Origin of the sequence: Paenibacillus sp. p3-SID867 (assembly GCF_025142895.1) — a bacterium.
Classification (GTDB): domain Bacteria; phylum Bacillota; class Bacilli; order Paenibacillales; family Paenibacillaceae; genus Paenibacillus_AQ.
Genome location: NZ_JAMBDM010000009.1, coordinates 231987 through 252473, shown reverse-complemented (window position 1 = coordinate 252473; position 20487 = coordinate 231987). Strand labels below are relative to the sequence as shown.

The 20487-nt window shown below is 44.1% G+C and carries 21 protein-coding genes and 3 pseudogenes; 20 read left to right on the top strand and 4 right to left on the bottom strand.

The features are described 5' to 3' along the window. Nucleotides 1-124 precede the first annotated feature (124 nt). Genes M4D81_RS19920 through M4D81_RS19900 form a run of 5 tightly spaced genes read left to right on the top strand, consistent with a single transcriptional unit; the run spans nucleotide 125 to nucleotide 4613 of the window. Complete coding sequence (locus M4D81_RS19920; RefSeq protein ID WP_260067799.1) at nucleotides 125-826, top strand: N-acetylmuramoyl-L-alanine amidase family protein; 702 nt, start codon at nucleotides 125-127, stop codon at nucleotides 824-826. A 16-nt stretch (nucleotides 827-842) separates the two neighbouring features. Next, a complete protein-coding gene (locus tag M4D81_RS19915; protein ID WP_397376740.1) occupies nucleotides 843-1520 on the top strand; it encodes a GDSL-type esterase/lipase family protein in 678 nt (225 codons plus the stop codon). 35 nt (nucleotides 1521-1555) lie between these two features. Next, nucleotides 1556-2962 carry an MBOAT family O-acyltransferase gene (locus M4D81_RS19910; protein ID WP_260067797.1) on the top strand — a complete coding sequence of 469 codons (1407 nt, stop codon included), beginning with the start codon at nucleotides 1556-1558 and terminating at the stop codon, nucleotides 2960-2962. 12 nt (nucleotides 2963-2974) lie between these two features. Then, nucleotides 2975-4114 carry a DHHW family protein gene (locus tag M4D81_RS19905; RefSeq protein WP_260067796.1) on the top strand — a complete coding sequence of 380 codons (1140 nt, stop codon included), beginning with the start codon at nucleotides 2975-2977 and terminating at the stop codon, nucleotides 4112-4114. Nucleotides 4115-4118: 4 nt separating this feature from the next. Continuing rightward, a complete protein-coding gene (locus M4D81_RS19900) occupies nucleotides 4119-4613 on the top strand; it encodes a DUF4358 domain-containing protein (protein ID WP_260067795.1) in 495 nt (164 codons plus the stop codon). Nucleotides 4614-4632: 19 nt separating this feature from the next. On the opposite strand, the gene M4D81_RS19895 is transcribed toward M4D81_RS19900, so the two are convergent. After that, complete coding sequence (locus M4D81_RS19895) at nucleotides 4633-5553, bottom strand: helix-turn-helix transcriptional regulator (protein ID WP_260067794.1); 921 nt, start codon at nucleotides 5551-5553, stop codon at nucleotides 4633-4635. A 98-nt stretch (nucleotides 5554-5651) separates the two neighbouring features. On the opposite strand from M4D81_RS19895, the gene M4D81_RS19890 reads away from it, so the two are divergent. Beyond that, a complete protein-coding gene (locus M4D81_RS19890; protein WP_260067793.1) occupies nucleotides 5652-6116 on the top strand; it encodes a VOC family protein in 465 nt (154 codons plus the stop codon). 78 nt (nucleotides 6117-6194) lie between these two features. Next, the gene (locus M4D81_RS19885) at nucleotides 6195-6764 is read left to right on the top strand and encodes a YdeI/OmpD-associated family protein (RefSeq protein WP_260067792.1); all 570 of its coding nucleotides are present in this window, start codon (nucleotides 6195-6197) and stop codon (nucleotides 6762-6764) included. Nucleotides 6765-6997: 233 nt separating this feature from the next. Here the strand turns inward: M4D81_RS19885 and M4D81_RS19880 are convergent, their stop codons facing one another. Then, nucleotides 6998-7513 (bottom strand): hypothetical protein, encoded by a 516-nt coding sequence (locus M4D81_RS19880; RefSeq protein WP_162487530.1) that lies wholly within the window; start codon nucleotides 7511-7513, stop codon nucleotides 6998-7000. Nucleotides 7514-8030: 517 nt separating this feature from the next. Between M4D81_RS19880 and codB the strand changes: the two genes are divergently transcribed. From codB to M4D81_RS19850, 6 genes and pseudogenes are all read left to right on the top strand, one after another. Further along, a complete protein-coding gene (gene codB / locus M4D81_RS19875) occupies nucleotides 8031-9308 on the top strand; it encodes a cytosine permease (RefSeq protein ID WP_260067791.1) in 1278 nt (425 codons plus the stop codon). After that, complete coding sequence (locus M4D81_RS19870; RefSeq protein WP_260067790.1) at nucleotides 9277-10545, top strand: cytosine deaminase; 1269 nt, start codon at nucleotides 9277-9279, stop codon at nucleotides 10543-10545. Before codB ends, M4D81_RS19870 begins: the two co-directional genes overlap by 32 nt. 205 nt (nucleotides 10546-10750) lie before the next feature. After that, nucleotides 10751-10997, top strand: a pseudogene (locus tag M4D81_RS19865) (effector binding domain-containing protein); the annotation flags it as partial. Nucleotides 10998-11083: 86 nt separating this feature from the next. Further along, nucleotides 11084-11572, top strand: a complete 489-nt coding sequence (locus M4D81_RS19860) for a phage tail protein (RefSeq protein ID WP_260067789.1) — start codon at nucleotides 11084-11086, stop codon at nucleotides 11570-11572. Next, nucleotides 11565-11987, top strand: a complete 423-nt coding sequence (locus tag M4D81_RS19855) for a DoxX family protein (RefSeq protein ID WP_260067788.1) — start codon at nucleotides 11565-11567, stop codon at nucleotides 11985-11987. Before M4D81_RS19860 ends, M4D81_RS19855 begins: the two co-directional genes overlap by 8 nt. Before the next feature lie 319 nt (nucleotides 11988-12306). Beyond that, on the top strand, nucleotides 12307-12561 hold the full coding sequence (locus M4D81_RS19850; RefSeq protein WP_260067787.1) for a hypothetical protein: 255 nt from the start codon (nucleotides 12307-12309) through the stop codon (nucleotides 12559-12561). A gap of 393 nt (nucleotides 12562-12954) precedes the next feature. Here the strand turns inward: M4D81_RS19850 and M4D81_RS19845 are convergent, their stop codons facing one another. After that, complete coding sequence (locus tag M4D81_RS19845; protein ID WP_071218990.1) at nucleotides 12955-13788, bottom strand: ABC transporter permease; 834 nt, start codon at nucleotides 13786-13788, stop codon at nucleotides 12955-12957. Between the two features lie 2 nt (nucleotides 13789-13790). Then, a complete protein-coding gene (locus M4D81_RS19840; RefSeq protein WP_201259357.1) occupies nucleotides 13791-14747 on the bottom strand; it encodes an ABC transporter ATP-binding protein in 957 nt (318 codons plus the stop codon). Nucleotides 14748-15053: 306 nt separating this feature from the next. On the opposite strand from M4D81_RS19840, the pseudogene M4D81_RS19835 reads away from it, so the two are divergent. From M4D81_RS19835 to M4D81_RS19805, 7 genes and pseudogenes are all read left to right on the top strand, one after another. After that, nucleotides 15054-15532: pseudogene (locus tag M4D81_RS19835) on the top strand (methyltransferase domain-containing protein); the annotation flags it as partial. A gap of 121 nt (nucleotides 15533-15653) precedes the next feature. Further along, nucleotides 15654-16139, top strand: coding sequence for a DinB family protein (locus M4D81_RS19830; protein ID WP_071218993.1), 486 nt, complete (start codon nucleotides 15654-15656; stop codon nucleotides 16137-16139). Between the two features lie 176 nt (nucleotides 16140-16315). Next, entirely contained in the window at nucleotides 16316-16540 is a 225-nt protein-coding gene (locus M4D81_RS19825; protein WP_260067786.1) for a hypothetical protein, read from the top strand. Nucleotides 16541-16648: 108 nt separating this feature from the next. Beyond that, nucleotides 16649-16741: pseudogene (locus tag M4D81_RS19820) on the top strand (acetyltransferase); the annotation flags it as partial. A gap of 290 nt (nucleotides 16742-17031) precedes the next feature. Next, the gene (locus M4D81_RS19815) at nucleotides 17032-18087 is read left to right on the top strand and encodes a LacI family DNA-binding transcriptional regulator (RefSeq protein WP_260067785.1); all 1056 of its coding nucleotides are present in this window, start codon (nucleotides 17032-17034) and stop codon (nucleotides 18085-18087) included. A 22-nt stretch (nucleotides 18088-18109) separates the two neighbouring features. Then, nucleotides 18110-19807, top strand: a complete 1698-nt coding sequence (locus M4D81_RS19810; protein ID WP_260067784.1) for an NPCBM/NEW2 domain-containing protein — start codon at nucleotides 18110-18112, stop codon at nucleotides 19805-19807. A 326-nt stretch (nucleotides 19808-20133) separates the two neighbouring features. Beyond that, nucleotides 20134-20481 (top strand): DUF1048 domain-containing protein, encoded by a 348-nt coding sequence (locus M4D81_RS19805; protein WP_260067783.1) that lies wholly within the window; start codon nucleotides 20134-20136, stop codon nucleotides 20479-20481. Nucleotides 20482-20487 lie beyond the last annotated feature (6 nt).

Sequence of the window (20487 nt, the reverse complement as noted above, 5' to 3'; positions counted from 1 at the left end):
TGTCAGGAACAGCTCTTTTTGGTTTGCCGCCGCCAAAGCCTATTACTCTATGAAAGTTTGATATCATCTGCACCTTATCTTGATCTCTGGCTACTACACTTTTATCAGGAGGAGGAGAGAAGGTATGAGAAAAGGCAGCTCGATTATAATCACTCTTATGTCTGCGCTGGTGATCGTTCTGCTGTATCCACTTGCTTCCGGGGAAGGGACAGCAAGCGACCGCAAAGCCGGCATGGATGTCCGCTCGGATAAGATAAGAACGCTAGAATACCAGTCGGAAACGCCTTATCAGGTCGTGATTGATTCAGGACATGGCGGTAAGGATAACGGCGCAACGGGAGCCAGTGGTAGTTTTGAGAAGGATTTTACGCTGCAGTTAGCGCTAAAGGTAGAAGAACTGGCAAAACAAGAGCCAGGGATTGAGGTGGTTCTCACTCGATCAGAGGATCGCTTTATATCTTCGATTGACCGGGAACGGCCGGAAATCGCCAATCGACTGGGTGCGGATTTATTCATATCCATTCACGGAAATACGTACGAAGACGCTAGTGTTTCGGGTACAGAAACCTACTATTACCATGAAAATTCCCGGTTCTTGGCGGAAATTATGCAAAAGCATATGGTTCAGACCAGCGGATTTCGGGACCGGGGAGTAAAAAAAGAGGATTTCTTTGTCTTGAAAGATTCGAACATGCCGGCGGCTCTAATCGAAATGGGTTATTTAACGAATCCGCAAGAAGAGAATGAGATGCTGACGGAAGATTACCAATACCGGATGGCAAGCTCCATTCTGGACGGAATTAAAGAAGCTCTAAATTTAAATTAAAGAGAGGAACATGAACATGAAAAAAATAGTTGCAACCCTACTCCTTGGGAGTATTGCACTTGCCTTGGCAGCATGCGGAAACGAATCCACAAGCTCGAGTCCGCAGCAACCGACCACTCAAAACCAAGGACAGGCAACGGAATCAAAAGGCTCCGTAGAAACCGAGTATCAAGCTCTTTTCCAGACCAGCGTTTTTGTGGGGGATTCCATTACGGAGGGTTTATCTTTTCACGATGTGCTTAAAGAGGAGAATGTTCTGGCAGGCGCAGGAAAAACGGCGGAGTTTGCACTTCAAGATATGGCTGAGTTGACTAAGCGGGATCCGGAACATATCTTTATCCACTTGGGATCGGATGACATTTTATGGCCAACGGAAAACCCCACAACCTATTCTTTGAAAAACTATGCGAAGCTGATCGGTATGATCAAGGAAAAGCTTCCACAAGCGAAAATAACCCTTTTATCGGTAACCCCGGTAACGGTGAAAGCGGAAGAACTGGAACCAAGATACAAAAATATCAATGATTATAACGAAGGCTTAAAAGAGTTGGCCGAAAAAGAGAACATTGGATATGTTGATTTGTCCCCGATATTTGCAAACGGCTCGAATGATCTGTACGACTCGGACGGGATTCATTTTAAACCCGAGTTTTACACAAGAATGCTGGACCTGCTAAAAGATCAAGTGGAATAACATGCAATGGATCAATCAACATGGAGGTGTGAATATTGGTCTTTAGCAGCCTAATATTCCTGTTCCTCTTTCTGCCGGTCACCATTCTGATCTATTACGTTTCTCCGGTGAATTTTCGAAATGCTGTCCTCCTTGTTGTCAGCCTGATTTTTTATGCATGGGGAGAGCCCATATACATTTTCATCATGATTTTCTCCACGGTCTTTGATTATACCAACGGGCTGCTGATCGATAAGTATAGACATCGGAAGCTGATGGCCAGATCGATTTTTATCGGCTCGATGGTCGGCAGTCTGGGTATTCTCGGATTTTTCAAATATGCGGATTTTGTCGTGGACAACATCAATCAGTTGTTTCATATGAATATCCAAGCGACCGATTTGCCGCTGCCTGTGGGCATATCTTTCTATACCTTTCAAACGATGTCTTATGTCGTTGACGTATACTTGGATAAAGTATCGGTGCAGAAGAACTTCATCTCTTTTGGGGCATATGTGACCATGTTCCCGCAGCTTGTAGCGGGTCCCATCGTCAAATACGGCGATATTGCGGGACAGCTCGTTTCCCGTAAGGTGTCGCTGGACCGTTTTGGCGAAGGGGCGGAGCTGTTCATCAGGGGACTTGCCAAAAAAGTGCTGTTGGCCAATAATATCGGGTTATTGTGGGCGAGTGTTAAAGCAACGCCGATCGAGGAATTGAGCGTACTCTCCGCCTGGCTTGGCATTACCGCATTTACTCTGCAAATCTATTTTGATTTCAGTGGTTACTCTGACATGGCACGGGGACTAGGGAAAATGTTCGGATTTGATTTCATGGAAAATTTCCGATATCCCTACATCTCAAAAAGCGTAACCGAATTTTGGAGCAGATGGCATATTTCGCTCGGCAGCTGGTTTCGGGAGTACGTTTATATACCGCTTGGCGGTAATAGGTCAGGTTTTATGAAGCAGCTCCGGAATTTACTGGTCGTATGGTTTTTAACCGGATTATGGCATGGGGCCAGCTGGAACTTTATCGTGTGGGGCTTGTATTTCGGATTCTTTGTGATCATCGAGAAACGATTTCTTTTGCAAAGTCTTGGACGTTCACCCGCTTTTGTCGGCCATGTCTACACGCTTCTGGTCCTTGTGATTGGCTGGGTATTGTTCGAAATGGAGCAACTGGTTTCCGCTTGGCGTTTCATCGGCGTGATGTTCGGTTTCGGCGGGCATGCTTTTGCGGATCAGCAGGCGCTCTATGATTTGTCTACGAATGGTGTATTGTTTGTCGTGTTGGCAATCTGTGTTACTCCGCTTCCAGGAAAGATGTTATCCTGCATGAGGGAAAAATGGAGAATCGCCGGCGTGATTACCGTTCCGCTTATTTATTTTTTATTCATGATGCTGTCGACGGTTTATTTGGTCAATGAAACCTACAATCCGTTTTTATATTTTCGATTTTAAAAGGGGACAGCCATGGGATATTACAAAAATTTCAAAAGTAAATTGCTGGCCTTATTGCTGCTCCTATTTATTAGCGTAATCGCAGTTCTTCATCTTTTGGCGGTGGATCGTTCATTTTCGGAGTCAGAAAACCGGATGCTGAAGCAGCTGCCGCACTTCTCGCTGAAAGCATTGCTGTCAGGAGATTTCACTGCGGATTTCGAAAAATATGTGTCCGACCAATTTGTTTTCAGAGACTTTTGGATCGGGGCAAAAACCGATGCGGACCGGCTCTTGGGAAAAAAGGAGAGCAACGGAGTTTACCTAGGAACAGACGGGTATCTGATTCAGGAGGTTATTACCCCGGCGGAAGCGGACTTGAGGGAGAAGATCGAAGCCATTCATTCGTTTGACCAGGCCACGCCGGAAATGAATAAATATGTGATGCTGGTACCAACGGCAGCCGCTCTATATAAAGACAAGCTCCCGAAATATGCGATCATCGGCGATCAAGAAGCATACTTAAAAAAAGTAAAGCAATGGCTGAATCCCAATATACGTTTCATCGATGTTTTTCCAAGTTTATATGCTGAGCGCGATCAACCTATATTTTATAAAACCGATCATCATTGGACTACTCAAGGCGCTTATGTCGGCTATCTGGAGCTTTGCAGGCAAATGGGGCTGATACCGCAGAATGATGAAGACTTTAATATCCAGCAAGTTACAGATGAATTTTTCGGTTCGCTTTATTCAAAAAGCGGGTTCAGACATGTAAAGCCCGATCGACTGGAGCTTTACTTGCCAAAGGACCAGGAGAATTACACCGTAACGTATGTCGATGAAGAGAAGACTGCGGATTCATTGTATGCGATGGAGCAGCTGCTCAGAAAGGATAAATATGCGGTGTTTCTTAACGGTAACCATGCACGAATCCATATTAAAACGGCTAATCCGAGCGGTAGAAAGCTGCTGGTGGTCAAAGATTCGTACGCTAACAGCCTGATTCCTTTCTTAATAAAGCATTTTAGCGAAATACATGTGATTGACCTTCGATATTATGATGAGGATTTAGCGTCTTTCGTGAACGAACAGGGGATTCAGGACATGCTATTGCTTTATAATGCGAATACGTTTTTCGAGGACCCATCCATCAAAAATGTAACGGAGTGATGAAATGAGAAAACAATGGAGCGGGAAAAGAAGTTTTTACCCCGTTATGCTTGCATTATTCGTCGTGATTGGCGTATTGTCCGGTTGCGCAGGCACGGATGACAAGACTTCAGAACGATTGTCTGCCATCGAAATCGGAAAAAGTATCGAACAGGCAGTGGGCCTAAAAGACATGAAAAAGCAGGATCTGAATAAGCTGCAGAAATTGTATAAGATGGATGCAGACAGCATGGATGATTTTATTCTTTATACGTCTACATCGAATGTAAAAGCTGATGAATTGGCCGTTATCAAGCTGAAGGATGAGAGTCAGGCAGAAAGCGTCAAAAAGAATATGGAGCAACGAATCGAAGCGCAGAAAATGAAATTCAAGGACTATCGCCCCGATGAATATTTTCTGGTCGATAATCACGTGTTAAAGGCGAAGGGGCGATTTATTTTCTTCGCGGTTTCTAAAGACGCCGAATCAATGGAACGCACGTTTGACAGTGCTTTTTGAAAGAAGCCCAGCTCAAATCCTAATTTTCCAAATAAGAATATTTCTCCACCATTTTATATAAATAATTTCGAAACTCTTCGATGTATGATTTAGGTTCTACGATTTCCAGATTGGTGCCGAAACCTGCTAAAAATTGAAATCCAATAGGGTTCTGAGGAATATGGATGGTAGCCAGGAAATATTCAGAACTATAGCTTTCAATACTCTTTCGACCGTACCTTTCAATGAATTGATCTTTTATGCTTGGCGAAATCAATGCCTTTATAGCGACAAGTTGCGGTTGATAACGGGTTGTTCCTTGTTCTAATGCATAATCTCTCGGGTTAAAGGTTTCTTCATTCATATTGAGATTATCGATCCTGGATAATTTAAATGTTCTATAGCTCTGACGATGTAAACAGAATCCCTTCAGATACCAACTCGTCTCGCTGTAATGAAGCTGATACGGTTCGACGATTCGATTCGTTATCATGCCATTTTTATCTATATAATCAAATGACATTATTTTTTTCACTGATATCGATTCCTGGCATGTCTTCAAGGTTTGAAGAACCTCGGACCGACCCTCCCAATCATAAAATGACAGTCGGACTGAACCTTTCAGTGACAATGGGCTAACCATGGCTTCTATTTTTTTAATAGTCACTTCAACTTCTTCGCTAATTAGAATTTGTTCCAATCCGCCGAGCGCAGTCAATATATTCTCCAAGTCGGAGCTGCTTAAAAGACGTTTATCCACCTTGTATTCATCCAAAATACCGTATCCGCCATGAATTCCATGAACAGAATAGATGGGGATGTTGGATAAACTCAGTGTTTCCATATCGCGAAGAATCGTTCTTTTGGAAACGTTAAATAATTGTGCGAATTCTTTTGTTGAAACGATATCTTTTTTTAGCAATATCATGATAATCGATATTAATCTTTCAACCTTCTCCATAGCTGCCCCTCTTTTGGTACAAATTTTTAAATGGTGACATGCGTCTGTCACCACTAATAAATTATACTTCATTTATCAAAAGAAGGAGGTACAACTTTATGTCAGCTATAGCATACTTGAATTTTGATGGAATCGCCGAAAAAGCGATTGAATTTTATTCGGAGGCTCTCAATGCGAACGAGGTAAAAAAAGTGAAATTCAAGGATTTTCCGCAGGATCCAAATTATCCATTGCCAGAAAACGAATTAAATATGATCATGGAGTCTTCAATAGAATTTGCAGGCGGGAAACTCATGATGTCGGATATTTTGCCTTCCATGAAGGCGGTAACGGGCGAGTTGGTAAAAGGAAATAATGTGCTTATTAGTTTAGTCATGGATGACAAACAAACATTGGAAGAATACTTTAATCAATTGTCTGTTGGCGGCCATGTTGTAATGCCGTTATCCAATACTCCTTGGTCTTCGTGCTTTGGCATGCTGGTTGATCAGTTCGGAGTTGCCTGGAAATTTAATAGCGACGCAGATAAGTTTCTTAATAGTGTCATTTCCAACAAACAGTAACTCATTCAAAACATGGCCTTCCAATGAAAGGCCATGTTTTAATATTTCCTTTAGAAAGGAGGAGGAGAGGTTTTATCTATGGAAATTGAACATATGATTCCAGCAAAAACGAGAGAGGATTTAAGAATTTGGCTGCAGAATCATGGCAAGACCGAGAAGTTTTGCTGGGTTTTAGTTAGTATGACGCCAACCCCTGATATGTTGTTATATTTGGACGTCGTTGAGGAAGCCTTATGCTTTGGATGGATTGATGGAGTCAAAAAGAAAGTGTCCGAAACCGAGCTGGCCCAGAGACTGTCCCCTAGAAGTAAAAAAAGCTCATGGACTGAATTAAATAAAGAACGTGTCCGCCGCCTTGAAAAGTTGGGGTTCATGAGTGACGAAGGCAGAAGGGCTCTTCCTGACATGGATCCCGGTTCTTTCAGAATAGATGGGGTCATAGAACAAAGGCTAAAAGAGGAAAAGCAAGTATATGAGAATTTCATGGCATTTCCGGATCTTTATAAAAGAGTTCGAATCGATACGATACAAAGCTATAAGAATCAGCCGGAATTATTTAAGAGCAGATTAGACAAATTCATAACCAACACGAGAGAAAATAAAATGTACGGTCAATGGAACGATAATGGCCGTCTGTTAGATTATTGATATTTCCTGGGGCAGTAATGTTGCAGTGACAAATGAATGTGACAATTCAATAAAAAGCATATTAAAAGACCAACCTATCATTGAACTGCACCTCCAATGTTAAATGGTGTTTAACAATTGGGGTGCAGTTCACATCAGAGTTGGTCTTATAATAAGATGCATATAATAGCTTAATGTGCAACCATCAAGTCACAATGACTTTGTTTTCATTTTTTTAATTCAATCACGGTAGTTTAATCCCATAACTTCACAGAGCCGGATCCACTGAAGCTTTCATAGACATAAAATTCTGCCTTCTTGTTGTCCCCGTCGACATAGTTGCTGATCCCCCGATAGATCAGTGTGTCGCCAGGGTATAGAAAGTATTCATAGCCAGTTACAAGTTCGTCGGCATTGCTGCCCGGATCGTATTCCCGAAGCTGATACCAGGCCCCGCCGCCCGGACCGCTCACAACTTGAAACTTGAAATCACCGCCGCCAGAGTGAACGTAATTATTCGGGTTTTGTGAGGAAACCGTTGAGAGACTCCCAAGGTAATCCCATTCGCCTGCTCCCATAGGGGTGGCGACATCCCCATTGGCACGAATTATCGTGACGTTAGGGGCAGAGTCAACAGTTTCTCCCACAGCTCTGGATTCCATTTCGGGTTCGTCGGCAAACATCGTGGAAAAGGGAACTGCGAATATAAGTATCAGGGTGGTCAACATAATACGCAACCAGCCGACACTTGTTTCTTTCCGATGCTTCACATCCATCGTCCTCCTTATTATTTCGATGTATGAAATCAGGGATAATGTAACACACCTAGAATGGAATAACAACCATAATTTGCTAAATTTGATTTAATTATATAAAAATGAAACTTTATGTCTATGACTTTGGTCACTAAGTCTGGTCTGATGACTCAGCACATTGTTGGCATGACTACATCAATGATCTAAACATCGTTCGAAAAAACGAACCGGACAGTCATAAACATCGATAGTTGGTTCATATTGGATAATTATAACATTGACAACTGTAGGTTTTTCCAAAATAATAGAATGTAATTGAATACTGGTACCTTTAATTCAGTCCAGAGAGGCTGGCAAGGGCAGCGGATTTTTTATAATCACGCGAGAATCAGTGCTTATTCCGACAGGGATACTCTGCGTCTTCGTGCGGGTTATGATATGAGAAAGAGGCTACTTGTCAGTGAAGACTTGACGAGTGGCCTCTTTTTTCTGCTTCTTTGGTATCAGAACACTTTAACCTGGAGGTATTCTGATGAGCAAACAAGATCAAGAGTTTTCGTGGCAAGCGGTGCCGAACACGCACAGAAACCATTTTTGGAAGACGTTATCCGTCATGTTAGGGTTCACATTCTTTTCGGCAAGCATGCTGGCAGGGGGGACGCTCGGAGTCGGCTTAACGTTCATGGAGTTCATTGGAATCGTGCTCGCGGGCAATTTGGCACTCGGCATCTATACAGGAGCGCTGGCGCATATCGCTGCCAAAACAGGCCTTTCTACGCATTTGCTGGCAAAATATGCTTTCGGTGAGAAAGGGTCGTACCTGCCATCATTCCTTCTCGGCTTCACGCAGGTTGGATGGTTCGGCGTCGGTGTAGCCATGTTCGCGATACCGGTCGCCAAAGCGATGGGTTGGAACGTGTACCTGTTAATCTTCTTGTTTGGTCTTGCCATGACGGCATCAGCCATCTACGGCATGAAGTCGCTCGTCATTCTGAGTTATATTGCGGTTCCGGCCATTACCATTCTTGGCGGTTATTCCATGTTCGAAGGCGCAGACTCTCTTGGCGGCCTTCAAGGCTTACTCGATTACACGCCGGAACAGAGCCTCACTGCGGCAGCGGCACTAACTATTTGTATCGGCTCATTCATTAGCGGCGGGACCTTGACGCCGGATTTTGCACGGTTCTCCCAGTCGTCCCGGCAGGCGGTGACCGCGACGGTCATTGCGTTCTTCCTTGGAAACTCGCTCATGTTCCTGTTCGGCGCAGTCGGCGCAATGGCGTATAACCTGGCAGATATCTCGGAGGTCATGTTCCTGCAAGGGCTGATCATTCCCGCAATCATCGTACTCGGGCTGAACATTTGGACGACCAATGATAATGCGCTTTATGCTTCAGGACTGGGCTTTGCCAACATTACTAAAATTTCAAAGAAATTATTCGTCATCGTAAACGGCATCGTGGGTACCGTATTGGCCATGTGGATGTACAACAATTTCGTTGGTTTCCTGAATGTGCTGGGTGCGGCGATCCCGTCCATCGGAGCCATCATCATCGCGGACTACTTCTTTGTAAAGCGCAGAAACTATAAACCGTTTGCCGACATGACTTTCAAGAAGGTAAACTGGATAGCGATGGCGGCTTGGGCTATCGGCGTTGCTTTTGCCCAGTTGGCTCCGGGAATAACGCCATTGAACGCACTGATCGGTACGGCGGTGGCCTACATCGTGTTAATGCTGATCGTTCCTGCCAAAGAATCCAATGAAATGGGGAAATCAAATGATTATACAGAACGCAAAATTGCGGGGTAAAGAAGGTTTGTGGAATATCGTCGTGAAAGACGGGAAGTTTGGTCTAATCACGCAGTCTCTGGAAACAACTGCGAATGAGGAAGTCATTGATGTGGGCGGCTCGCTGGTGCTGCCACCGTTCATTGAACCTCACATTCACCTGGACACAACATTAACGGCGGGCGAGCCGGAGTGGAATTTGAGCGGAACGTTGTTCGAAGGCATCCAGCGTTGGTCCGAACGCAAGGCGTTCCTGACGCATGAAGACGTCAAAACGCGCTCTAAAACAGCACTGAAGTGGCAGATGGCGCAGGGCATCCAGCATGTACGCACGCATGTGGACGTTACCGATCCAAGCTTGACCGCAGTTAAAGCGATGCTGGAAGTGAAGGAAGAAATGGCACCGTACATTGACATCCAGCTTGTAGCATTTCCACAGGAAGGCATTCACTCCTACCCGAACGGTGCGGAATTGCTGGAGGAGTCGCTGAAAATGGGTGTCGACGTGGTTGGCGGCATTCCGCACTTCGAATTCACGCGGGAATATGGCGTCGAATCGATGAAGATTGCGTTTGACCTCGCCGAAAAATACGACCGTCTCATCGACATCCATTGCGATGAAATCGACGACGAGCAATCCCGTTTCGTGGAAGTCGTCGCCAAAGAAGCATACGAACGCGGGCTGGGCTCCCGCACGACGGCAAGCCACACGACAGCGATGGGTTCATACAATGATGCATATACGTACAAATTGTTCAGATTGCTGAAGATGGCGGACCTCAATTTCGTCTCCAACCCTCTGGTCAACATCCACCTGCAGGGACGCTTCGACACGTATCCGAAAAGAAGAGGGCTGACTCGCGTCAAAGAGCTACAGGAAGCCGGTCTTAATGTGTGCTTCGGTCACGATGACATCTTTGATCCATGGTATCCGCTAGGCACAGGTAACATGCTTCAAGTGCTGCACATGGGCATTCATGCTTCGCAGTTGCTCGGCTACGATCAGATCGTGAACTCGATTGATCTCATTACGAAAAACAGTGCAAGAACGCTGCATATCGAGGATGTGTACGGTATTGAAGAAGGCAAACCTGCCAACTTCATCGTTCTTGAAGCAGAGAACGAATATGAGGCCATTCGCAAACAAGCCGCAGTGCTTTATTCGTTCAGAGGCGGCCGCAAAATCGCCGAAACGAAGCCGCGGGACACGTCGATCATCCTAGAGGGCGGTTCGGAGAAGGTCACTTTCAATAAATAATCTATCAGGCATTAAAATCCGCGAATTTAGCGGATTTTTTTGTTTTAGAAACTATAGATCCATAATCATCTGGGGCAGGCTGCCGACAGCAATAAATCGGCGGCCTATTTATGATTTTTTCATCGCTCCCTAAACAGTATCACTTTTTGACATGATTTAAGACTATGATAAACCCATCAAGTAAAAAGAAAATTTAAAGAAGACGACAGAGAAACCGGTGCCCGAAGCAACCCGAGTTATTCAGTTTCCTAAAGGGGAATACCTCGTAGTAAAAGGGGAAGGGAAGACGGCTGATGAGTTGAGTAATATGCTTGCTGGTGTTGCCTTTGGTCAAGTTTTGCCGGAAGCCAAAGATTTCGCGTATCGTTGGCGGGCCAAACGCAACGGTGAGATGAGTCAGCGAAACCGGCCTAGTAGTTGGTGAAATGTGGATTCCCGTTGTCAGGAAATAAAGAGGTTCGTGGATGCTTTCGGTGCGAGCTTGGCTCGAAGTAGCTTCATAGAATTAAAGCTCACAAAACATTCAGGAGGGAAAACAATGTCCAATATCATTGATTTTAAAAATGTATCTACCGTTGGTTTAGAATCTTCACCCGTAGCAGAAGCGCTTGCTGGTTTACGAGCGAATGAAGCCCGTTACTTTATGAACAAGTATAAGCATGAATTTACGGTTGTACCCGCCAGCGAGAGCCAGGAGACCCTTGAGTATGTGAATCGAATATTGAAAGAAGAACGACATCTTGAGTTTGCGGCAAAACCTTTAGAAACGTCGCGTTTTCAAGTGGAAAACATCCAATTTGCCTATGTATTTTATGAGAATGGTCTTGGACTCAATGTCATGTATACGGTTGATGACCCTAAGAAGCGAGCCGTTGGTTTTAAGCTTTCGGAGGGGATGGAGGTACCAGAAGAATTAGAAGGGAAGTTTAAGTTTGCTAGGCAGAAGTCAAAATTAGCCGGAACCATTCGGGGCTCGTTCTTTGTAATTAAGAAAAATTATACTGATGAGGTGGGAACCCATGAATAAAATGACCAGTGTGGAAACAACTATGAAAGTAAATGCCCGTCCTGTCGGAAAAATGGTAACTTATTGGACAGTCACATCGCTGCTCGCAGCAGCTATTATGTTAAGTGGTATCGGACAACTGATGCAATTTGGAGGAAACCTCGAGTTGGTGACGAATCTGGGCTACCCATTATACGTCCTGACCATTCTCGGGATTTGGAAAGTGCTTGGAGCCATCGCTCTCGTCGTGCCAGGTTTACCTCGACTTAAAGAATGGGTTCACGCTGGTATCTTCTTTTTAATGACGGGTGCGGCACTATCCCATGCATTTGCTAACGATTATGGTGACTACGGGTTTAATCTGATCCTCCCGCTTTCATACGCTGCACTAAACATCTTTTCGTGGGCGCTACGGCCATCGAAGAGCCGCTTATAAGATTACAGAAAATGACGGCGTCATTATTCTGGAAGTAGAAAAGTCTATGACGGAAGTAATATTCACCTCGAACGAAAAAATCAACAGCTTTTTTTTAACTCCGTTTCTTCCCACATATAAAAATCCTCCAATTCGCAATATGGCCCTTTTCATGCGCGAGATACTCAAGCGGACCATCCCGTTTATAATTGCTTATAGACATCATTATAGGGATGGCATCAGATTAATAAAATGTATAATACAATTGATAATTGTTTTATGCGTAACACCGACTTACAGGTAAAAACCGCGAGCCGCTTGATCAATGGGAGGATTAAACATGTGGGAGAATATTGAAACGGGGTATTATATCACGCTAGAAAGCTGTTATCAGGAAGCGTGTGATGGGGAAAAGGTGATCGATGAAATTATTAATCATTATGAAGAAGAAAGTGAGGGAGAGAACGGATTGAACAAGAACTGGATTATAATCGATACGTATTTCTTATCGATGAACTTGGATGAATATATGAGATTCAGAAGAAAGGCACAAGTTTATAGAAATCAAGGGTTCGACATTGATGAGACTTTTTAATGAACTCAATATTCGCTCAACTAACAGCGAACGATAGCTCAATCAAATAGAAGAAGAGGAAACAAGAGAATTAAAGGAGTGTCCAATATCTTTGATTAAGAGTAAAGAACATACATACATCCGTTGTCGCAGAACTCGCGGCTTTTTTTGTTTATACGATGGAAGTTCTTATCCCGAGTTTAGGAAAAGAACTTCCATCGTTAGCCGATTAGGTGATTGTCTAATGTGATTGACTTATCCTGACTTAACCGTGAAGTAGGTATGATTCGGTCTACTATAGGTGCTTTTCGAGGAATCGTTTTTTTTCGGTAAAAATGAACAGCGACTATTAAACATAGAAGGAGGCAAAGAGCACTCTTCCATCGACTAATCGAAGGACAGGAGTACTTATCCCTACTTCTCAACACGCCAATCTACCTTTTTTAAGATCAATACGATGGAAATCAGCGAAAAGAGCAAGAGTACAAGCGTGTTCCAGGCGACAGACCCGGACCAGCCAGAAATCAGCACCTCCCGCATAGCCTCGGCGGCATAAGTGGTTGGGAAGAGATAAGAGAGCCACTGCAGGATCGCAGGCAACTGATCCATATCCACCATGACTGGCGTCAAAAACGAGATGAACATCATCAGCGCCTGGACCAGCATGTTCGTCAATTGGTGGCTAGGCGACCAGAAGCCGATCAACACACCTGCGCCAACCACGCTAAAGACGGTGAGCAGCAACACAGGGACAAGTCCCCAGCTGTAGTGGAATTGAATGCCGTAAGCCAGCTGACCAATCATCGCCAAGATGATAAAAGAGGGGGCGCTCATGATCAAGCCGCGCAGCAGATTGGCAAAGATGAAGTTTACCTTCGCAATCGGCAGGGACGAATAGTACGTGAAGTGCCCTTGGTGCTTCTGATAAGATATCTCCTGCGCCATGGAATTGAGTCCCATGACGATTAAACCGAAGAGCATATTCCCCGTAATTATACGGGTCATGACAGCCGGCGTTGGGTCGACTGTAAAGAATTTGAGAAACAGCAGCGTCGTTAATGGAAACATGCATGCCATGATGAAAATCCAAACCCATGCCTCGCGGATGATCGTGAATTGAATGCGGGCAAGGATCAGCCATTCTGTTATTCTGCGTTGGATTACGCTCTGCTGCTCGTGCTCTTGAAGAAAGACCGCTTCTTGCAGTTGCAAGTCTTTGCTTTGCATAGATGGTTGAGTATTTTCCATGTTTAGATCACCTCCGCTTTGTCAGGCTTATCCTGTTCGTCATCGATATGAAAATAGACATCTTCAAGATTCGGCGGGACTAAGGAATATTCTTCAATCGGTAAATGCTGCTTTGTTATGAAGTCAATTGCGTAGCTGGCGTCCTGCTTCTCGATCAATGCCCGGATTCGGTTTTCTCCCGTTTTGGTCCACTGTCCCAGCGCGATTAAGCTTCGGCATACATGATCGCTTTCACCAAAGGAGGTCGTAATTTCCAGCTTCATCCGCTGATCGACCCTTTGTTTTAATACGCTGACATGATCGATGGCGAGCAGCTTGCCGTGATTTACGACAGCTACTCTGTCCACGACCTGTTCGGCCTCCAGCACGTTGTGTGTCACCAAGATTACGGTTACTCCTTGCCGATTCCGTTCTTGAATCAGATCCCATACGAGTCTTCTCTTTTTCGGGTCCAGCTCATTGGTCGGTTCATCCAGGATCATGACGGGGGAAAAGCCGATCAAGCAAGTTCCTATCCCGATTAAACGCTTCTGTCCACCGGAAACGTTCTTCAGCAGCTTATGACGGAGGTCCTGCATTCCAAAGCGTTCCAACAATTCCTCTGTTTGCTTTACGGCGGACTCTTTCGTCAACCCCCGCAATCTTCCCGTAAAATACAAAGCTTCCCAGGTTTTTAAACTGGTCAGGGCGTGAGGCTCTTGCGAGTAGTAGGCTACCTCCTGGGCAACTCGCTTGGTTTGGGTTTTCACGCTGGTTCCTTTATAGCGTACTGTACCTGAGGTGGGAGCAAGGTGTCCTACCATCTGCTTGATTAGCGTGGATTTGCCTGCTCCATTCGGACCGAGCAAACCGAGAATTTCACCTTCTTGCACATCGAAGCTTATGTCACGATTGGCAACAACCTTTCCTTTTTTGTACGTTTTATTCACATGCTCTAATTGATAAATCAGCTTCATCATTCTTACCCCTTTCTGTTCCTACTATGGTTTTGCTGGTGTGTGCCTGAACACAGAGAAAGTATGTATTCCTTGACTGGTAATTACTTTTGTTGGATGATGCCTAAGTATACTAAACGGTAAATTAACAGGCGTTAGTCTAAAGATATCGCAAAACCTTGCTAAGGAGTGACGGGCGGCAGAATGGTTTTCGTCTCCGTCTCAGGACGGAGACAGCATGCTGAGCTCTTGTATCCAGCCAGGGCTTCGATCGGCGGAAAATCAGATCTGATAACAAAAAGTGAAGGCAAATAATCACACAAATAACATTTGCGTTTTGCAAATAATAATGATGAAATCCGCCAGAATGTACGAAGCCGGTATAAGCAAGTGGCCGTTTAAGAAGCTAATGCTGAATCGTGTTGCCATACCAATATACAAGCAACCATCTGCTGCACTACATCTTCTGACGTTAATACGATTTCAAGCAAATTAGGTTATTCAAATGAAGACGTAGAATCGGTATCTGATGGTGCAAATCTGGGGTTAAGTGCGGCAATCCGCAAGCTATTGTGTCGTTAATTCCTGGTGAAGTGGTACTGGACTTAGGCAGCGTTGGTGGGTTTGACTGCTTTTTAGCATCCCGGCAGGTGGGGGAGACAGGGTCAGTGATCGGTGTGGTCATGACACCTGAAATGGTTAGCCGGGCTCGTAACAATGCAACGAAGGGGAATTTCGTGAACACAGATTTTCGTTTAGGGGAAATTGAGCATCTTCCAGTTGCTGACCATACGGTGGATTCAATTATCCTAGGAGATATGTTTGTTATCCATATGTGCGGGATCAGGGATCTTCACAGATTGGAGGATAACAGGATTATATGGCGAATCATGTTAGAAGCAACAAAGTTGTATTACAGGAGGCTGTGACATGTTGAAATTGTTCGAGTATAACTGGCAAGTTCGCAAAGATTGGTTTGACTGGTGCGATACGGTGAGTGAGGAAGAACTGTTGAAAAGACGCACCGGGGGCATAGGAAGCATTCTCTACACACTCTATCACATCGTGACAGTTGAATATGCCTGGTTGTGCGGGGATTTGCAAGGGAAAGAGCTGGAAATCCCTTCGTTCGAGGATTGTGCCAGCGTGCAGGGATTAAGAGATTATTCGGCACGAAGCCATGCGGAAATTGCACCCTTCATCTACGCTTGGAATGATAGCTTGGAAGACCGTATCATGTATGATACAAACCAAAACGGAGAGCAGGAAAGCTTTACATTCGGTGAAGTGATGCGGCACGTGATCGCCCACGAAATTCACCATATCGGTCAATTGTCAATATGGTCTCGAGAAATCGGAAAGACGCCGGTTACAGCAAACTTGATTCGTAGAGGGTTATTCGATAAGTCGCGGTAGAATGTAGAAACATGTCGCTGGACTAGAATAAAGTACCATGCAAAGTCGCTAAATTAGCGGCTTTTTTTTATGGTAACGATGTTTGTGCGCCGGAGATGGAAGAGCAGATATGTATAGAATTACTTTTACAGGGAAATTTAATTCAATCCGTATGCGAAGGAGCTGAAGTATAGAGTATGATCCATCCCAAAGACGACTATGGGGAATTAGGCAATAAAATCGAAGTTGATTCGGATGTGAACGAGGATCGTAATCGAGAAGAGCAGTTGGATGACTCCTTTGAGGCCTGGTATGGGGATATCAACGATCAGGTGAAGCAAAAGCTGGATCTCACGAGCGTTCCGCAAGATAGTGTTTTTGATTCTGCCGTTGGCATGGATGAGGATTCATCCCAGGATTAAGAGCTTAACAATGATAAACAAGGGGCCGCCGCGGTTCCTTCTTCAAATAGACATCTTCCGAGTATGATCTGAACTGCAGTTCTTCATCAAAATGAAAGGTTCATCCGTGTCATTATCGCATCAGGAGCCGTGCTGACTAAGGATGTACCGGACAACATTATGGTTGTTGGTGGTAATTCAGCGAAAGTGATTAAAGATTGAAGGATAAAAGATAGTAGTAAGGTCGAGGGACAAGTACATTGTCCCATTGAAAGTCGCTAAATTAGCGGCTTTTTTTGCATTGAGGGTATAAGTTCTTGTTCAGAGGCTAACTGGCAGAAGTAGAGGGCTTACTCAAGTGATCAAGTGGGCAATCGCAATTTTTATTTGCAGCAAAAAAGTGAAAAATTGCGCAAAAAAAACATTGAATAATTTGCCAACGCAGTATAAGATTGCAACAAAGGGAGAGGTAAGCGCTTTCCAAAACTATAACAGACAGGTGTTATGCCGATATGAAAATAACTTTAAAAGACATTGCTGATCATGCAAATGTATCTATTTCTTCGGTTTCGAGGGCTTTAAACAACGCAAACTCGCCAGCACTTGTAAACGACCAAACCCGCCTGCGAATTATTCAAGTTGCGAAGGATCTGGGTTACCATAAGTTTAACAATTCACTGCAAAAAAACGAAAAATATTCAGAAAATAAAAAGATTCCAAAGAGAGTGGGACTTGTTTTATATGATGTAAAAGCTAAATACCAGGATCCATATTTTTCAGAAATTATATACGGAATCGAAAGTGAATTGCTTGATCAAGAATGTATATTGGACTTTACATTTGAAGTGCAGGATATTTTTAATTTCAATTTATTTGGGGATATGAACGAGAGTGACTTAGGAGTTATTTGTATTGGACCGCTTAAGCATGATTTTATAAATGAGCTGAATAAGCGGGTTCCATTTGTTATATCGGTGGGCGGAATACCTAAGCTGGAAATGGATTATGTTACGGTGGATTTTCGTCATGCGGCAATGCAAGCAGTTCAATATTTGGTAGATCTCGGTCATCGAAATATTGCTTATATTGGCGGAAGCTCTCAAGTTGGAATGCCGATTGACCAAGAAGAACGTTTTTATGGTTATAAAAAAGCGATGGAGTTGAACCATCTTAAAATTGTTCCGGAGTGGGTTCAAGACGGCAGCTTTGATCTGACCAAGAGCTATGAAGCCATGAAAAAAATTTTAAACACGCAGAGTCCGCCTTCGGCCGTATTTACAGCTAGCGACAAAATGGCATTCGGGGCGTATAAGGCAATTGGTGAATATGGGCTATCGATTCCAAATGATATATCTGTTGTTTCTTTTGATAATGTCGAAATGTCAGAATTCATTAACCCTCCGTTAACAACGGTACAGGTACACAAGGAAGAAATGGGGAGAATCGCAGTCAAATTACTGCTTCAGCGCATGGAAGGGGGGATACCATTGCCATTGATCAGCTATTTGCCGACAAAACTTATTGTCCGCAGTAGCTGTACCGAGAAAAGCGAAATGAAAAATATATGAAGGTTTTGAGGAGGGTATAATAATGAAAAAAGTAATTGCTTGTCTCGGTTTAGCCGCTTGTATGCTTATCCCCCTGATTGCTCCAGCGCACGCACAATCAACCCAAGGGGACACAAATGCAAATGTAAAAAAACCAAAAGCAACCTTTCAAGTGATCAGTGACCTGCATATTAGGGATACATCGTTCTCGCATAACAAACTATTGAAAGCGCTTCAAGACCTTCATGCCACTGATCCGCTGGCAGATGCTATGGTCATCAACGGAGATATAACGAATAACGGTTTTCCCGAAGAATATGCAAAGGTTCGCGAACTTCTTGATCAATCTGCTAAACCGAAGAATTTGCATATGACCATTGGGAATCATGAGTTTTTTAATGGAGAAGGAAATGAAGTGAACACCAGTCGGTTCGCAGACTTTATCGAAGAGGAGCATGTGTACTACGAGAAAATCGTAAAAGGATATCCTTTTATATTCCTTGGCTCTGAAAGCTGGGGGCCAGTCGATTCGCCCGCCAAAGACCATGCCTATCTGAGCGACGAGCAGTTGAATTGGCTGGAAGATACGTTGGAGAAGCGTAGTAATAGCGAGAAGCCTATGTTTGTTTTTCTTCATCAACCTCTTTCCGCCGTACATGAAACAGTAGAAAAGCGTCTAACCGATCTCTTCTCGAAGTATCCGCAAGTTATTTTATTCACTGGCCATACTCACCGGGATATGCGACTTCCAAATATTAACCTAACACAGAATAAATTTACGAGTATCAATACAGCTTCTGTCTATTATACAACCTTCGCACCGACAGTAAACTGGGACGAAAGCCAAGGATTATATGTGCAAATTTACGATGACAGGGTCGTAGTCCAGGGACGCGACTTTTACCGTAAGCAATGGATTCCTGAAGTGCATTACACGATTGATGTTCAATCGGCAACAACATTTTCTTATCGTAATAACTATGTTATTCCGGGTGAAACTACCCTATTAACCTCAACCTTTACAAATTATGGACAAAACACAGTCGAGGCCATTCATTTGGACTTAACGGCCCCTGATGGTTGGAGCGTAGAGGCAGTAACTGATCCTATGGTCACCCATCTTTCGCCTGGAAGTTCGATTCAAACGGATTGGCGTGTGACGCCCCCAGATACTGCTGAGCCTGGATTCGCAAAATTAAATGCAACCGTATCATTTGAATATGGGGAAAATAATAAGCAAACAGCATGGAGTGCCGACTCCATAGTCTGGATACCAGAACGGCTCCCAGCTGCCGATTCTTATGTAAGTGACGTGGAATGGATTCATTCCGCTAATCATTGGGGTCCCGTAGAACGGGATCAAAGCAACGGTGAAAAAGCAAAAGACGACGGAAAAACCATAACGATTGGCGGCGAAAAATATACGAAAGGCTTAGGTGTGCATGCGAATGCTGAGACTGCTTATTATATAGGCGGTAACTTCTCGACATTTACCGCAGATATCGGAATCGATGATGAAGTGGGAAATAGAGGGTCGGTGGTCTTTCAAATTTGGGCAGACGGCGAGAAAGTATATGACAGCGGGCTTGTTACCGGATCTGATTCCGTCAAAAAAGTTCATGCGGATATCTCCGGCGCCAACGTACTGAAACTGGTCGTCACTGATGGCGGAGACGGCACGGGCTATGACCATGCGGATTGGGCAAATGCCCATATTGCCAGATCCGATGTAAACCGTTAGGAAGGCTAATATCCGCTGTTACAAAGGCTTAGTGCAAACATATTTGAATTTGAACAACGGATAACAAGGATTTGACTATAATTGCCGGATACAAAACATGCTCCCGCTGAAAGTCGCTATTTTAGCGGCTTTTTTCCTTTAAGGGTGCAAGTTCTTGTCCCCAAGGACTACGGCAGAATAGTTGAAAATGTACAATCGACATCAGAACAAACGCTATTGACAATCCATCTACTACGTGTTACTTTATAGCTGTAATATGTATTACTTTATACCAGTGATACAGAATAGCAACGGGAAAAAATTAACGAGTTAAAGGAGAAAAAATAATGAATTTTTGGGAGAAAATCACCGGCAGCGATATGACTAAGGAAATGAAAGCTTTTGAATTGAGAGCCAAAAAGTTACCGCCTGATTATCAAACGGCATGGGAAAAAATTAATGCGCATCTTTGGCCGCACTCAGATTTCACCGGTCGCAACCTCATGCCCATTCTTGACGGTGTGCTTGGCCTGCTCGAAGAAACGGCGGCAGACGGACAGAGTATCGAAGAGGTTTTGGGTGACGATATCAAAGGTTTCTGTTCAGCGCTGGCCGGCATCGATGAGGCAAATTCTTTTCGCGACAAGTGGCGCAAGCAACTCAACAACAATATCGCTAAAAAATTAGGCAAATAGGAGGAT

Excerpts from the sequence above, each read along its gene's own strand:
- M4D81_RS19920 (WP_260067799.1), top strand. The coding sequence starts at position 125 with ATGAGAAAAGGCAGCTCGATTATAATCACTCTTATGTCTGCGCTGGTG.
- M4D81_RS19915 (WP_397376740.1), top strand. The coding sequence starts at position 843 with ATGAAAAAAATAGTTGCAACCCTACTCCTTGGGAGTATTGCACTTGCC.
- M4D81_RS19905 (WP_260067796.1), top strand. The coding sequence starts at position 2,975 with ATGGGATATTACAAAAATTTCAAAAGTAAATTGCTGGCCTTATTGCTG.
- M4D81_RS19900 (WP_260067795.1), top strand. The coding sequence starts at position 4,119 with ATGAGAAAACAATGGAGCGGGAAAAGAAGTTTTTACCCCGTTATGCTT.
- M4D81_RS19895 (WP_260067794.1), bottom strand. The coding sequence starts at position 5,553 with ATGGAGAAGGTTGAAAGATTAATATCGATTATCATGATATTGCTAAAA.
- M4D81_RS19890 (WP_260067793.1), top strand. The coding sequence starts at position 5,652 with ATGTCAGCTATAGCATACTTGAATTTTGATGGAATCGCCGAAAAAGCG.
- M4D81_RS19885 (WP_260067792.1), top strand. The coding sequence starts at position 6,195 with ATGGAAATTGAACATATGATTCCAGCAAAAACGAGAGAGGATTTAAGA.
- codB (WP_260067791.1), top strand. The coding sequence starts at position 8,031 with ATGAGCAAACAAGATCAAGAGTTTTCGTGGCAAGCGGTGCCGAACACG.
- M4D81_RS19870 (WP_260067790.1), top strand. The coding sequence starts at position 9,277 with ATGATTATACAGAACGCAAAATTGCGGGGTAAAGAAGGTTTGTGGAAT.
- M4D81_RS19860 (WP_260067789.1), top strand. The coding sequence starts at position 11,084 with ATGTCCAATATCATTGATTTTAAAAATGTATCTACCGTTGGTTTAGAA.
- M4D81_RS19855 (WP_260067788.1), top strand. The coding sequence starts at position 11,565 with ATGAATAAAATGACCAGTGTGGAAACAACTATGAAAGTAAATGCCCGT.
- M4D81_RS19850 (WP_260067787.1), top strand. The coding sequence starts at position 12,307 with ATGTGGGAGAATATTGAAACGGGGTATTATATCACGCTAGAAAGCTGT.
- M4D81_RS19845 (WP_071218990.1), bottom strand. The coding sequence starts at position 13,788 with ATGGAAAATACTCAACCATCTATGCAAAGCAAAGACTTGCAACTGCAA.
- M4D81_RS19840 (WP_201259357.1), bottom strand. The coding sequence starts at position 14,747 with ATGATGAAGCTGATTTATCAATTAGAGCATGTGAATAAAACGTACAAA.
- M4D81_RS19830 (WP_071218993.1), top strand. The coding sequence starts at position 15,654 with ATGTTGAAATTGTTCGAGTATAACTGGCAAGTTCGCAAAGATTGGTTT.
- M4D81_RS19825 (WP_260067786.1), top strand. The coding sequence starts at position 16,316 with ATGATCCATCCCAAAGACGACTATGGGGAATTAGGCAATAAAATCGAA.
- M4D81_RS19815 (WP_260067785.1), top strand. The coding sequence starts at position 17,032 with ATGAAAATAACTTTAAAAGACATTGCTGATCATGCAAATGTATCTATT.
- M4D81_RS19810 (WP_260067784.1), top strand. The coding sequence starts at position 18,110 with ATGAAAAAAGTAATTGCTTGTCTCGGTTTAGCCGCTTGTATGCTTATC.
- M4D81_RS19805 (WP_260067783.1), top strand. The coding sequence starts at position 20,134 with ATGAATTTTTGGGAGAAAATCACCGGCAGCGATATGACTAAGGAAATG.